Raw genomic sequence first — 13470 nt, 5'->3', positions numbered from 1 at the left:
AGCGCTCTCCCCACCGCGGTCTCAGACCCCGGTTTTCTGCTCCAGGGCCTTCTTCTCGACCCGCACCCTGTCGCTGGTGCCATCGCTCTTCGCCGACTTCGGCTCGCCCACCACGAAGTGGAATTCTTCGCCGTGCTTGGCCGCGCCATAGAGCACCGCCTTCTCGATCAACTCGGTCCCGCGCAGATGGCGCAGCATCAGCGGATCGCTGCGCAGATCGCGGTAGAGCGCCAGGCACAGCAGGGCCATCACCACCACGAAGGGCAAGGCGACGACGATGGTCAGATTCTGCAGGCCGTTGAGCGCCTCGCCCGGATTGCTCGGATCGCCGATGGCCAGCATGATCGCCGCCACGGCGCCGGTCAGGGCGCCCCAGAAGATCACCGTGCGCTGAGAGGGCTCGGTGGTGCCGCGCTCGGACAGCGTACCCATCACCAGGGAGGCGGCGTCCGCACCGGAGACGAAGAAGATCGCCACCAGCACCATCACCAGTACCGAGGTCACCGAGACCCAGGGATAGCTGGCCAGCAGGTCATAGAGGGCGAAGTTGCTGTTCACCGTGCCATCGACCAGGGTGAAGGCGCCGACCCGCACGGCGTCGATGGCAGCGCCACCGAAGATGACGAACCAGACCACGCTGACCAGGCTGGGCACCAGCAGTACGCCGGTGACGAACTGGCGGATGGTGCGACCGCGACTGATGCGGGCGATGAACATGCCGACGAAGGGCGTCCAGGAGATCCACCAGGCCCAGTAGAACACCGTCCAGCTGGCCAGCCAGTTGCCCATGGCTTCACCACCGCTGGCACTGGTGCGCGCCATCATCTCCGGCAGCAGGTTGATGTAGTCGCCGATGGCGGTGGGCAGCAGGTTGAGCATCAGCAGGGTCGGGCCGACGATGAAGACGAACAGCGCCAGGGCCACCGCCAGCACCATGTTGGTGTTGGACAGCCACTGAATACCCTTCTCCACGCCGGAAACCGCCGAGATGACGAAGGCGACGGTCAGCACCGTGATGATGCCGATGTAGAGCAGCTTACCGGGATGCTCGATCCAGCCGTTGTGCTCGAGGCCGCCGGCGATCTGCAGGGCGCCCAGGCCCAGGGAGGCCGCCGAGCCGAACAGGGTGGCGAAGATCGCCATCATGTCGATGACCCGGCCGAGGGGACCGTTGGCGTGCCTGCCGATCAGCGGACGGAAGGCCACCGAGATCAGCTGGCAACGGCCACGGCGATAGGTGCCATAGGCGATGGCCAGGCCGACCACGGCGTAGATGGCCCAGGGATGCAGCGTCCAGTGGAATAGCGTGGTGGCCATGGCCACCTGCAGCGCGGCGCTGGTCTGCCCCGCTACGCCACCTGGAGGCGGGTTGAGATAGTGCGACAGCGGCTCGGCCACGCCGAAGAACATCAGGCCGATGCCCATGCCGGCGCTGAACATCATCGCCACCCAGGACAGGGTACGGAATTCCGGTTGCTCATCGTCCCGGCCCAGGGGAATCCGCCCATAGCGACTGGCGGCCAGCCAGATGACGAAGACCACGAAACCGGTGGATGTCAGGACGAACAGCCAGCCGAAGCGCGTGATGACCCAGTTCTGGGCGATGGAGGCGCTGGTGGCGAGACTCGCCTGGCTGACGAAGCCCCAGATCACGAAGGCGAGCGCGGCGATGCTGGTGACGCCGAAGACGACCCAGTCGGTGGTACCGGCCAGGCGCCGGTCGCGCCGGGCCTCCTCGGTGCGGGAGGGATCGGTGATGCTGATGTCGAGCGTTGCGCTCTTTTCTTCCGTTGCCATGGTTCTACCTTGCCCCAGTGTTGGATGGCCGCTGCTCGAGAGCGACAGCCAAACTGCTCCGGATTCGCCACGGTTCAGCGAATCGGACGCCATTAACCGGGTTTAGGCATACGGAAAAAACCCCTGCGTCGGCTGTGGACACACCGAGGTCGCTCCCGCCGTGCGGGCATGCGCAGGAGTCGACCTGAGTCACGGCAGCGCCAAGCAAAAGGCCCCGGTGTCATCCACCGAGGCCTTGTGTACCTCGCCGCTGAGGCCTAGGCGCCGAGCGGGAAGCTGCGCCCCGGGAAGAACAGCCGCTGAAGCTCCTGGCCGGGCTCGTCGGCACGCATGAAGGCTTCGCCGACCAGGAAGGCACGCACCTCGTTGTCTTCCATCAACTCCACGTCGGCGCGCTTGAGGATGCCGCTCTCGGTGATCACCAGGCGGTCCGCCGGAATGCGCGGCAAGAGCTCCAGGGTGTGGTCCAGCGTCACCTCGAAGGTGTGCAGGTTGCGGTTGTTGATGCCCACCAGCGGGGTATCCAGCACCTTGAGCGCACGCTCCAGTTCGTCACCGTCGTGCACCTCGACCAGCACGTCCAGGCCGACGTCCTTGGCCACGGCGGCCAACTCGCCCATCTGGCCGTCTTCCAGGGCCGCGACGATCAGCAGGATGCAGTCGGCCCCGATGGCGCGGGCCTCCACCACCTGGTGGGGATCGATGAGGAAGTCCTTGCGGATCACCGGCAACTGGCAGGCGGCGCGCGCCTGCTGCAGATAGGCGTTACCGCCCTGGAAGAAATCCACGTCGGTGAGCACGCTCAGGCAGGTGGCCCCGCCCTGGGCATAGCTGTGGGCGATCTCGGCCGGCACGAAGTGTTCGCGAATCACGCCCTTGCTTGGCGAAGCCTTCTTCACCTCGGCGATGACCGCCGCCTGCTTGCGTGCCACCTGGGCCTGCAGGGCGCGGGCGAAGCCACGTGGAGCATCGGCGGCGCGGGCCAGCGCCTCGAGTTCGGCCAAGGTGGTACGGGCCTTGAGTTGGGTGATTTCCTCGGCCTTGCGGGCCAGGATCTTCTGCAACACGGTGGGCACGGTCACGCGCGATTCTCCTCTCGATAGACGGAAGTGAAATGGGCCAGCTCTTCGAGTTTTTCCCGAGCCAGACCACTGTAGAGCGCATCGTGGGCGAGTAGAACCCCTTCGTGCAGGCTGTGGGCGAGATCGGCGGCGTAGAGCGCGGCACCGGCGTTGAGCACGATCATGTCGGCGGCCTTCTGCCCGGCCTCGGTCTTGCGCCGACCCAGGGCGTCGCGGATCAGCGCCAGGGAGGCCTCGGGGCCATCCACGCTGAGGCCGACCAGGGTCTGGCTCTTGATCCCCAGGTCCTCGGGCAGCACCTCGTACTCGCTGATGCTGCCATCCTTGAGTTCGGCGACTTGGGTCGCGGCCGCCAGACTGAATTCGTCCAGGCCATCGCGGGAATGCACCACCAGCACATGCTGGCTACCCAGGCGCTGCAGCACCTCGGCCAACGGCCGGCAAAGGGCGGCGTTGAACACCCCGACCACCTGGTGCCGTACACCGGCCGGGTTGGTCAGCGGACCGAGCATGTTGAACAGGGTGCGCAGCCCCAGCGAGCGGCGCGGACCGGCGGCGTGACGCATGGCGCTGTGGTGCGCCTGGGCGAACATGAAGCCGACGCCCACTTGCTCGATGCAGCGGGCGATCTGCTCGGGACTCAGCTCCAGGTAGATGCCGGCGGCCTCCAGCAGATCGGCACTGCCGCTCTTGCCGGATACCGCGCGATTACCGTGCTTGGCGACCTTGCCACCGGCCGCCGCCACCACGAACACCGAGGCCGTCGAAACGTTGAAGATGTTGGCACCGTCGCCCCCGGTACCGACCACGTCGACGACGTGGTCGAGACTGGGCAGCACCACCGGCGTGGCCAGTTCGCGCATCACGCTGACCGCGCCGCAGATCTCGTCGATGGTCTCGCTCTTGATGCGCATGCCCATGAGGAAGGCGCCGATCTGCGCCTCGTCGGCACCGCCGGTCATGATCTGGCGCATCACCGCCTGCATCTCGGCCACGCTCAGGTCGAGTTGCCCGCTGATGCGGTTCAAGGCCTGCTTGATGTCCATCTAGCGGCGCCCTCCCTGCTGCTTGAGGAAGTTGGCCAACAGGTCGTGGCCATGCTCGGTGAGGATGGACTCGGGGTGGAATTGCACGCCCTCGATCATGAATTCGCGATGCCGCAGACCCATGATCTCGTCGATGCTGCCGTCCGGATGCTGGGTCCAGGCGGTGATCTCCAGGCAGTCGGGCAGGGTCTCGCGCTTGACCACCAGCGAGTGGTAGCGGGTCACGGTGAAGGGGTTGGGCAGGCCGGCGAAGACGCCTTCGCCATTGTGGTAGACCGGGCTGGTCTTGCCGTGCATCGGCTCGCGCGCCCGCACCACCTCGCCACCGAAGGCCTGGCCCAGGCTCTGGTGACCCAGGCAGACGCCCAGCACCGGCAGCTTGCCGGCGAAGCGTTCCAGGGTGGCGAGGGAGATGCCCGCCTCGTTGGGCGTGCAGGGGCCGGGAGAGACGACGATGCGCTCCGGCGCCAGGTCTTCGAGTGCCTCGACCGGCACCTCGTCGTTGCGGACCACCTTGACCTCGGCGCCCAGTTCACCCAGGTACTGGACCAGGTTGTAGGTAAAGGAATCGTAGTTATCGAGCATCAGCAGCATGGCGGATCACCCTTGGAATCGATTGCGGCTGTTGAAAAGGACTCAGCTTCGCCACGGTACCGAGGACGGTGACCGGGGGCTGGAACGACAAGGCGGGCCGGACGTACCGGCAGGGGGATGTCAGGCGCGCCAGCGCCAACGGGCGTGGGCCTTGAAGAGAGGCATCGAGAGGGCGGCGCTGCGGGTCACGGGACGGATTCCGACGTGGTTCTCTCCGCACAGTAGCCCAGCCCGCCGCCCGGCGCAACCGCTGGCGGCTCAGGCCTTGAGTCGACCGTAGGCCGCCAGCACCGTCCGCTCGGACTGCACCAGGTAGCTTTCCAGGGCGGCCGTGGCCTCGGCGGGCTTGCCTTCTTCCAGCAGCTCGACGATGGCGACGTTCATCTCCAGGTAAGGACCATGGAGGAATTCCGGATCGTTGAGCAGACCGAAGGCCAGGCGCAACTCGGCGGAAAGCTGGTCATAGAAGGCCGACAGCCGTGGGCTGTCGGCCAGTTCGACGATGGCGGTGTGGAAGGCCATGTTGCCGGTGCCCACCGCCACCCAGTCCTGGGCCGCGCGGGCACGCTGGGCCGCCGTCACCGCCTCGCGCATGCGCAGCGCGCCCGGATGCCGCGGATAGGCCTTGGCCAGCGCCTGGCATTCGATGAAGCGCCGCACCCGGTAGATATCGATGATCGAGGCCATGTCGGGCACGCAGACGAATACCCCGCGATTGGGCTCGTGCTTGAGCAGACCTTCCTGGGTCAACACCCGGAAGGCCTCGCGCAGGGTATTGCGGGAGATCTCCAGGCGCTCCGCCAGCGCCGCCTCGGACAGGCGCTGGCCGGGCTTGAGCTCGCCCTCCACCAATTGACGGCGGATCTCGGCGGTCACGGATTCGCCGAGGGTACGGGCATTGGCGGGCACGGGGTTCTTCATGGATGTTCCAGAGCAGGCAGGCGCGCTGCCGATGGTGTCCGAGGGCGAACACTTAGGCAAGGAAACCTGAGTAACTGCGCACCAGCAGGTAGCATCTCTGAGTATATGAGTAACAAAATGGTGCAAATGAAAGAACCATAATTATATTTTTGTTGAACAATAAATTCAGGCAGAACCTACAATATCTGGATTCTGGTCGACAGTGGCACAGAGGTTGCGTTAGCCGGGCCATGCCTTCCCCACCAGGACCGCCACCGTGACCCAAACCGCCAGTGCCACCCATGCTTTCGCCAAGGACCGCCGAGCCTCACTGATCGCCGCCATCTTCCTGATGGCCACCTCGGCCATCGGTCCCGGCTTCCTCACCCAGACCGCCACCTTCACCGCCAAGCTGGGCGCCGCCTTCGCCTTCGGCATCCTCGCTTCCATCCTCATCGACTTCGTGGTGCAGCTGAACGTCTGGCGCATCGTCGCCCTGACCCGCATGCGGGCCTCGGATATCGCCAACGCGGCCATTCCCGGCAGCGGCTACCTGCTGGCGGTGCTGGTGATCTCCGGTGGCCTGGTGTTCAGCCTGGGCAACATCGCCGGTGCCGGCCTCGGCCTGAATGCCCTGCTCGGCCTGGACCCGGCCTGGGGCGGTGCCCTCAGCGCGCTGATGGCGATCGGTATCTTCCTGTCGCACCGCGCCGGGATCGCCATGGATCGCATCATGGTGGTACTCGGCGTGTTCAAGGTGGCGCTGATCCTCATCGCCTGCTTCGCCTCCCATCCGCCCGTGGGCGAGGCCCTGCGCCAGACGGTGTTCCCGGACGTGCTGGACTTCGCCTCCATCACCACCATCGTCGGCGGCACCGTGGGCGGCTACATCACCTATGCCGGCGCCCATCGCCTGCTGGACCGCGGCACCGTCGGGGTGGAAAACATCGACGCCGTGTCCAAGGCCGCGCTCAGCGGCATCCTGGTCACCGGCATCGCCCGCTACGTGCTGTTCCTGGCCATCTTCGGGGTGGTCGCCAGCGGGGTGGTGATCGACATCTCCGGCCAGGCCGCCAACCCGGCAGCCCAGGCCTTCGACGCCAGTCTCGGCGAATACGGTCTGCGGGTGTTCGGCCTGGTGCTCTGGGCCGCCGGCATCAGCAGCATCATCGGCGCCGCCTACACCTCCATGACCTTCATCACCGTGTTCTCCAAGAACATCACCGAACGGGCGCGTAATCTCTGCACCGTGGTCTTCGTGCTGATCGCCCTGGGCATCTATCTGTCGATCGGCAAACCGCCAGCGGCCCTGCTGGTATTCGCCGGTGGCTTCAACGGCCTGATCCTGCCGCTCGGCCTGACGCTGTTCATGTACGTGGGCTGGCGCCGCTCCGACCTCATGGAGGGCTACCATTACCCTCGCTGGCTGCTGGTGCTGGGCGGGCTAACCTGCCTGCTGTCGTGGTACATGGCGGTCAAGTCCGCCGGTCCCATCTTCCACCTGCTCAGCGCCACCTGATCACGTCACAGGAGCCTCCCGCTATGCCAACCATCGATCTGAATAGCGACCTGGGTGAAAGCTTCGGCCAGTGGCGAATGGGTGACGATGCCGCCATGCTCGACATCGTCACCAGCGCCAACGTCGCCTGTGGTTTCCACGCCGGCGATCCGGCCGGCATCCTGCGCACCCTGCAGGCCGCCGCCGCCAAGGGTGTCGCGGTGGGCGCCCATGTCGCCTACCCCGACCTGGTGGGCTTCGGCCGGCGCAACCTGGACATCGCCAGCGACGAGCTGACCGCCGATGTGCTCTACCAGATCGGCGCCCTGCAGGCCCTGGCACGCGCCGCCGGGACGCGGGTGACCTACGTCAAGCCGCACGGCGCCCTGTACAACACCATCGCCCAAGACCCACGCCAGGCGCAGGCGGTGATCGCCGCCCTGCGCCAGCTCGACGAAGGCCTGGTGCTGGTCTGCCTGGCCGGTTCGCCGCTGCTCGGCTGGGCACGGGAAGCCGGTCTGACCTGCGTCGCCGAGGCCTTCGCCGATCGCGCCTACACGCCAGAGGGCACCCTGGTCTCGCGGCGCCTGCCTGGCGCGGTGCTGCACGATGCCGAACTCGTCGCCCAACGCATGCTGCGCCTGGTGCAGGACGGCGTGGTGGAGGCCATCGACGGTAGCCTGACGCCCATCGAGGCCGAGTCCATCTGCGTGCACGGCGACAGCCCCGGCGCGGTGGACATGGCCCGTGCCCTGCGTCGTCATCTCGAACTCGCCGGGGTGACCCCTCGCGCCTTCACGGAGGTCCCCTCATGAATCCGCTCAAAGCCGCCCAGGATGCCGCCATCGCCGCCGCCCGCGAGGCCCGCGCCCGCTACCGCGACGGTCTGGTCGCCCCCAGTGCCGGCGTCGCCCCCGGCATGACCCAGGCCAATCTCATCGCCCTGCCACGCGACTGGGCCTACGACTTCCTGCTCTATGCCCAGCGCAATCCCCAGGCCTGCCCGGTGCTGGACGTCACCGACGCCGGCAGCTACGCCACGCCGCTGGCCGAGGGCGCTGACCTGCGTACCGACCTGCCGCTGTATCGCGTCTGGCGCGACGGGGTGCTGGTGGAAGAAGTGGCCGATGGCCGCGCCGCCTGGGCCGAGCACGCGGACCTGGTGACCTTCCTGATCGGCTGCAGCTTCACCTTCGAGACCGGCCTGCTGGAAGCCGGCATCGAGATCCGCCACATCACCGACGGCTGCAACGTGCCCATGTACCGCACCAACCGCGCCTGCCGTCCGGCGGGCCGCCTGCATGGCGAGATGGTGGTGTCCATGCGCCCCATTCCCGCCGAGCGGGTCGCCGAGGCGGCCACCATCACCGCTCGCTATCCGGCGGTGCATGGCGCCCCGGTGCATATCGGCGAGCCGGCGCGGCTGGGCATCGCCGACCTGGCGCGGCCGGACTTCGGTGATGCGGTGCGCGTCGAGCCGGGCGAGATCCCGGTGTTCTGGGGCTGCGGCGTCACCCCCCAGGCGGCGGTCATGGCCTCCAAGGTGCCCTTCGCCATCACCCATGCGCCCGGCCACATGTTCATCACCGACGTGCCCGATCGCACCTATCACGTCTAGGAGAAGCCCTTGCGTTTTCTGCCCGTCAACCTGGATGCGCTGCTGGTGGAGCTGGCCGATCTCGACGAGACCCTGGCCCTGTTCGACGCCCTGCAGGCGCGGCCGCTGCCCGGGATCGAGGAGATCGTCCCGGCGGCCCGCACCCTGCTGGTCCAGTTCCGCCCCAGCGCCCTGAAAGCGGCCGACCTGGTCGACCACATCGCCGCCCTGCCCCTCGACGGCGGTGGCCGTGAAGCCGGCAAATTGGTCGAGATCCCGGTGCACTACAACGGCGAGGACCTGGACGAGGTGGCCCGGCTGCTCGGCCTGAGCGTGGCCGAGGTGATCCGGCGCCATACCGGCAGCGACTACCAGGTGGCCTTCTGCGGCTTCGCCCCGGGCTTCGGCTATCTGAGCGGCGGGCCGGGCTTCCAGGTGCCGCGGCGCAGCTCACCGCGTACCCGGGTGCCGGCCGGCTCGGTGGCCATCGCCGGCGGTTTCGCCGCCGTCTATCCCCAGGCCAGTCCCGGTGGTTGGCAACTGCTGGGGGTGACGCCCCTGCACCTCTGGGACCTGACGCGCCCGGAGCCGGCGCTGCTGCGCCCCGGCTACCGGGTGCGCTTCCGCGACGCCGGCCCGCTGCCGGCAGGCGGCCTGCCCGAGGCGCCGGTCGCGGCACCTGCCGCGCCGGCTACGGCCGACTACCTTGAAATCCTCAGCCCCGGCCTACGTACCCTGCTGCAGGATCTCGGCCGCCCAGGCCAGACCGGCCAGGGCGTCTCCGCCTCCGGCGCCCTGGATCGCGGCGCCCTGCGCGCGGCCAATCGCGCGGTGGGCAATGCGCCTGACAGCGGCTGCCTGGAAATCCTGCTGGGCGGCTTCAGCTGCGTCTGCCACGGCCAGGCCCTGGTCGCCGTCACCGGCGCCCCGGCGCCGCTGGAAGTGCTGACCCGCGCCGGACGGCGGTTGCAGCCCGCGCCCTATCAGCCCTTCCTCTTGGAAGACGGCGACCGCCTGAGCCTGGGCAGTCCGCCCACCGGCCTGCGCAGCTACCTGGCACTGCGCGGCGGCTTCGCCGTGACCCCGGTGCTGGGCAGCCTGGCGCGCGACACCCTGGCCAATGTCGGCCCGGCGCCCCTGGCCGCTGGCGACCGCCTGGGCTTTTATCCCGTGGTCGGTGGCGCTGCCGTGTCCTGCAGCGAAGCCGCACCCCTGGCGCTGCCCAGCGCCGACCAGGAGGTGGTGCTCGACGTGGTCCTCGGTCCGCGTAGCGACTGGTTCACCCCTGCCGCGCTGGAAACCTTGGCCGGGCAGAGTTGGCGCGTCACACCCCAGTCCGACCGGGTCGGTATTCGCCTGGCTGGCGAGACGCCCCTGGAACGCCAGGTGGCCGGCGAGTTGCCCAGCGAAGGCACCGCCCTGGGCGCCATCCAGGTACCACCCAATGGCCAGCCGGTGCTGTTCCTCGCCGACCATCCGCTCACCGGCGGCTATCCGGTGATCGGTGCCGTCGCCAGTCACCATCTGGACCTGGCCGGACAGATCCCGGTCGGTGCCCGTATCCGCTTCAATCCGCTGGGTCCCTTCGCTGAACTGCGTCCCAGCGCTTCTCCTGCTGCCGAGAACACCCCATGAAAAAAGTCCTGATCGCCAACCGCGGCGAGATCGCCGTCCGCATCGTCCGCGCCTGCCGTGACTACGGTGTGGCCTCGGTAGCCGTCTACGCCGACGCCGACTTCGACGCCCTGCACGTGCACCTGGCCGACGAAGCCTATGGCCTGGATGGCCAGCGCCCGGCCGAGACCTACCTGGACATCGCCAAGCTGCTGGACGTGGCCCGCCGCGCGGGCGCCGATGCCGTCCACCCCGGCTATGGCTTCCTCTCCGAGCGCGCCGACTTCGCCCGCGCGGTACAGGCGGCTGGCCTGACCTGGATCGGTCCGAATCCGGACACCATCGACGCCCTGGGCGACAAGGTGCAGGCCCGGCGCATCGCCCTGGGCGTCGGCGCACCGCTGGTGGCCGGCACCGAAGACCCGGTGAGTGGCGCGGCCGAGGTGCTGGCCTTCGCCGAGGCGCACGGCCTGCCCATCGCCATCAAGGCAGCCTTTGGCGGCGGTGGACGCGGACTCAAGGTAGCCTGGCGCCTGGACGAGGTGGCCGAGCTGTACGAATCGGCGGTCCGCGAGGCCACTGCCGCCTTCGGCCGCGGCGAATGCTTCGTCGAACGCTTCCTCGACCGTCCGCGGCACATCGAAGCCCAGGTGCTGGCCGACCGCCATGGCCGGGTCGAAGTGGTGGGTACCCGCGACTGCTCGCTGCAGCGGCGCAACCAGAAACTGGTGGAAGAAGCGCCCGCGCCCTTCCTCGACGACGCCCTGCGCCAGCGCATCCACGCCTCCGCGCGCGACATCTGCGCCGCCGCCGGCTACGTCGGCGCCGGTACCGTGGAATTCCTGCTGAGCCAGGATGGCACCCTGTCCTTCCTGGAGGTCAACACCCGCCTGCAGGTGGAACACCCGGTCACCGAGGAAACCAGCGGCCTGGACCTGGTGGTCGAGCAACTGCGCATCGCCGACGGCCTGCCGCTGTCCTTCGCCGAGGTGCCGGCGCCGCGCGGACACAGCTTCGAATTCCGCATCAACGCCGAAGACCCCGGTCGCGGCTTCCTGCCCACCCCAGGGCCCATCACCGCCTTCCGCGCCCCCAGCGGTCCCGGCATCCGCCTGGACAGCGGCGTGGCGGCCGGCTCCCAGGTGGCGCCCAATTTCGACTCCATGATCGCCAAGCTGATCGTCACCGGCGCCACCCGCGAGCAGGCCATCGCCCGCGCCCGCCGTGCCCTGGCGGAGTTCAGCGTGGAAGGCGTCGCCACGGTCCTGCCCTTCCACCAGGCGGTGATGGCCCATGCCGACTTCACCGGCGCGGCCTTCGCCGTGCACACCCGCTGGATCGAGACGGTATTCGCCGAGCAGATCGCCCTGGCGCCGCGCAGCGAGCCAGCTGACGACGGCGTGCTGCGCACCTTCGTCGAGATCGACGGCCGCCGCCACGCCCTCGGCCTGCCCAGCGCCCTGCTACGCGGCCTGGCCGTGAGCGCCCCGGCCGGCGAAGCGGTAGCGGCAGCTCCCGCAGCCGACGCCAATGCCCTCACCACCCCGGTGGCGGGCAACCTGCACGCCTGGGCGGTGGAGGACGGCGCCACGGTCGCAGCCGGTCAGGTGGTCGCGGTGATGGAGGCGATGAAGATGGAAACCCAGGTCCTCGCTCCACGCGCCGGGCGCCTGGCGATCACCCAGCCGGCCGGGGACTACCTGGCGGCCGGGGCCGTCCTGGGGCGGATCGAAGACGTTTAGGCGGAGTGCCTTATCGCGGCCATGGGCCGCTCCTACGGGCACGGAGCTAACCTGTAGGAGCGGCCGCATCGGCGGGCCGCCATGGCCGCGATCCGCTAACAGCTGAGGCGCTGCCCTAAACCTTCCCTTCCGCCAACTTCACCGCGCGGAACATGGCGCGTCTCTTGTTGAGGGTCTCTTCCCATTCCGCGGCCGGCTGGGAATCGGCGACGATGCCGCCGCCCGCCTGGACGTGCAGCTCGCCGTCCTTGATCACCGCGGTGCGGATGGCGATGGCGGTGTCCATGTTGCCGTTCCAGGCCAGGTAGCCCACGGCGCCGCCATAGATACCGCGCTTGACCGGCTCCAGTTCGTCGATGATCTCCATGGCGCGGATCTTCGGCGCGCCAGACAGGGTGCCGGCCGGCAGGATGGCGCGCAGGGCGTCCATGGCGGAGAGCTCGGGCTTGAGCCGACCGGTGACGTTGCTGACGATGTGCATCACGTTGGAATAACGCTCGATGACCATCTTCTCGGTCAGGGTCACGCTGCCAGTGGCGGAGACCCGACCGACGTCGTTGCGGCCCAGATCGATCAGCATCAGGTGCTCGGCCAGCTCCTTGGCATCGGCCAGCAGGTCGCGCTCCAGCGCCAGATCGGCCTCTTCGGTAGCCCCGCGCGGGCGGGTACCAGCGATGGGGCGGACGGTGATCTCGCCGTCCTCCACCCGTACCAGCACCTCGGGCGAACTGCCGACCACGTGGAAGTCACCGAAGTTGAAGAAGTACATGTAGGGCGTGGGGTTGAAGCAGCGCAGCGCCCGGTAGAGGTCGATAGGTGCGGCCTGGAAATCGATGGTCATGCGCTGCGACGGCACCACCTGCATGCAGTCGCCGGCCAGGATGTAGTCCTTGATCCGCGCCACCGCATTTTCGTAGTCGTCACGGCTGTAGCTGGAGCGGAAAGCCGGCTCGCCAGGCACCTGCATGGCATTGAAATCCAGGCCCAGACGCGGGGCGATGGGTTGGCGGATGCGCTCGCGCAACGCGGCCAGACGCGCCTGGCCCTGCTCGTAGGCCTCCGGCTGGGCCGGGTCCACCAGCACGATGCAGTGCAGCTTGCCGGCGAGGTTGTCGAACACCACCACCTCGTCCGACACCATCAGCAGAATGTCCGGCGTGCCCAGCGGATCGGGATTGGGCGAGGCACCCAGGCGTTTTTCCACGTAACGCACGCAGTCATAGCCGAAGTAACCCACCAGACCGCCATCGAACTTGGGCAGGTTGGGCACCGCCGGCACGCGATAGCGGGTCTTGAACGCCTCGACGAAGGCCAGCGGGTCCTCGACGGTGCAGGCTTCGAGCTGCTCCTCGCCCTCGTGCACGGTCACCTCGTAGCCATGCACGCGCAGCAGCGTCCGGCACGGCAGGCCGATGATCGAATAGCGCCCCCACTTCTCGCCGCCCTGCACCGACTCCAGCAGATAGGAGTTGGGCGCATCGGCCAGCTTCAGATAAAGGGAGAGGGGGGTGTCGAAGTCGGCCAGGGTTTCGAAGGCCAAGGGAATGCGGTTATAGCCTTGAGCGGCCAGGCGCAGGAAGTCGTCGCGGGTCATGATCAG

11 protein-coding genes are annotated in these 13470 nt (G+C 68.2%); 5 read left to right on the top strand and 6 right to left on the bottom strand.

Annotated features, from left to right (window positions below):
* Nucleotides 1–21: 21 nt before the first annotated feature.
* The 5 genes from CCZ28_RS18545 to CCZ28_RS18525 form a co-directional block, all read right to left on the bottom strand.
* Nucleotides 22–1797 (bottom strand): BCCT family transporter, encoded by a 1776-nt coding sequence (locus CCZ28_RS18545; RefSeq protein WP_140220328.1) that lies wholly within the window; start codon nt 1795–1797, stop codon nt 22–24.
* A gap of 257 nt (nt 1798–2054) precedes the next feature.
* Nucleotides 2055–2879: an indole-3-glycerol phosphate synthase TrpC gene (trpC, locus tag CCZ28_RS18540; RefSeq protein ID WP_140220327.1), complete on the bottom strand. Its 825-nt coding sequence runs from the start codon at nt 2877–2879 to the stop codon at nt 2055–2057.
* A complete protein-coding gene (trpD, locus tag CCZ28_RS18535; RefSeq protein WP_140220326.1) occupies nt 2876–3925 on the bottom strand; it encodes an anthranilate phosphoribosyltransferase in 1050 nt (349 codons plus the stop codon). Before trpD ends, trpC begins: the two co-directional genes overlap by 4 nt.
* The gene (locus tag CCZ28_RS18530; RefSeq protein ID WP_058772631.1) at nt 3926–4519 is read right to left on the bottom strand and encodes an anthranilate synthase component II; all 594 of its coding nucleotides are present in this window, start codon (nt 4517–4519) and stop codon (nt 3926–3928) included.
* Between the two features lie 258 nt (nt 4520–4777).
* Nucleotides 4778–5440, bottom strand: a complete 663-nt coding sequence (locus CCZ28_RS18525) for a GntR family transcriptional regulator (RefSeq protein ID WP_140220325.1) — start codon at nt 5438–5440, stop codon at nt 4778–4780.
* Nucleotides 5441–5696: 256 nt separating this feature from the next.
* On the opposite strand from CCZ28_RS18525, the gene CCZ28_RS18520 reads away from it, so the two are divergent.
* The 5 genes from CCZ28_RS18520 to CCZ28_RS18500 are packed head-to-tail and all read left to right on the top strand — an operon-like array spanning nt 5697 to nt 11870.
* Nucleotides 5697–6938: an NRAMP family divalent metal transporter gene (locus CCZ28_RS18520; RefSeq protein WP_140220324.1), complete on the top strand. Its 1242-nt coding sequence runs from the start codon at nt 5697–5699 to the stop codon at nt 6936–6938.
* 23 nt (nt 6939–6961) lie between these two features.
* Nucleotides 6962–7732 (top strand): LamB/YcsF family protein, encoded by a 771-nt coding sequence (locus CCZ28_RS18515; RefSeq protein ID WP_140220323.1) that lies wholly within the window; start codon nt 6962–6964, stop codon nt 7730–7732.
* Entirely contained in the window at nt 7729–8535 is an 807-nt protein-coding gene (locus CCZ28_RS18510; RefSeq protein ID WP_140220322.1) for a putative hydro-lyase, read from the top strand. The genes CCZ28_RS18515 and CCZ28_RS18510 overlap by 4 nt, the downstream gene beginning before the upstream one ends.
* A gap of 9 nt (nt 8536–8544) precedes the next feature.
* The gene (locus CCZ28_RS18505) at nt 8545–10149 is read left to right on the top strand and encodes a 5-oxoprolinase/urea amidolyase family protein (protein ID WP_140220321.1); all 1605 of its coding nucleotides are present in this window, start codon (nt 8545–8547) and stop codon (nt 10147–10149) included.
* Entirely contained in the window at nt 10146–11870 is a 1725-nt protein-coding gene (locus CCZ28_RS18500; RefSeq protein ID WP_140220320.1) for an acetyl/propionyl/methylcrotonyl-CoA carboxylase subunit alpha, read from the top strand. The genes CCZ28_RS18505 and CCZ28_RS18500 overlap by 4 nt, the downstream gene beginning before the upstream one ends.
* A gap of 115 nt (nt 11871–11985) precedes the next feature.
* On the opposite strand, the gene trpE is transcribed toward CCZ28_RS18500, so the two are convergent.
* Nucleotides 11986–13464, bottom strand: a complete 1479-nt coding sequence (trpE, locus tag CCZ28_RS18495; RefSeq protein WP_140220319.1) for an anthranilate synthase component I — start codon at nt 13462–13464, stop codon at nt 11986–11988.
* Nucleotides 13465–13470 lie beyond the last annotated feature (6 nt).

It is taken from the genome of Pseudomonas oryzihabitans (assembly GCF_006384975.1).
Taxonomy (GTDB): Bacteria; Pseudomonadota; Gammaproteobacteria; order Pseudomonadales; family Pseudomonadaceae; genus Chryseomonas; species Chryseomonas psychrotolerans_B.
Note: the sequence above shows the minus strand (reverse complement) of the source record. Positions and strands in the feature narration are given on the sequence as shown.

Bases quoted from the DNA above. Each gene is read 5' to 3' on its own strand.
- CCZ28_RS18515 (WP_140220323.1), top strand. From the start codon at position 6,962: ATGCCAACCATCGATCTGAATAGCGACCTGGGTGAAAGCTTCGGCCAG.
- trpE (WP_140220319.1), bottom strand. From the start codon at position 13,464: ATGACCCGCGACGACTTCCTGCGCCTGGCCGCTCAAGGCTATAACCGC.
- CCZ28_RS18500 (WP_140220320.1), top strand. From the start codon at position 10,146: ATGAAAAAAGTCCTGATCGCCAACCGCGGCGAGATCGCCGTCCGCATC.
- CCZ28_RS18525 (WP_140220325.1), bottom strand. From the start codon at position 5,440: ATGAAGAACCCCGTGCCCGCCAATGCCCGTACCCTCGGCGAATCCGTG.
- CCZ28_RS18545 (WP_140220328.1), bottom strand. From the start codon at position 1,797: ATGGCAACGGAAGAAAAGAGCGCAACGCTCGACATCAGCATCACCGAT.
- trpD (WP_140220326.1), bottom strand. From the start codon at position 3,925: ATGGACATCAAGCAGGCCTTGAACCGCATCAGCGGGCAACTCGACCTG.
- CCZ28_RS18530 (WP_058772631.1), bottom strand. From the start codon at position 4,519: ATGCTGCTGATGCTCGATAACTACGATTCCTTTACCTACAACCTGGTC.
- CCZ28_RS18510 (WP_140220322.1), top strand. From the start codon at position 7,729: ATGAATCCGCTCAAAGCCGCCCAGGATGCCGCCATCGCCGCCGCCCGC.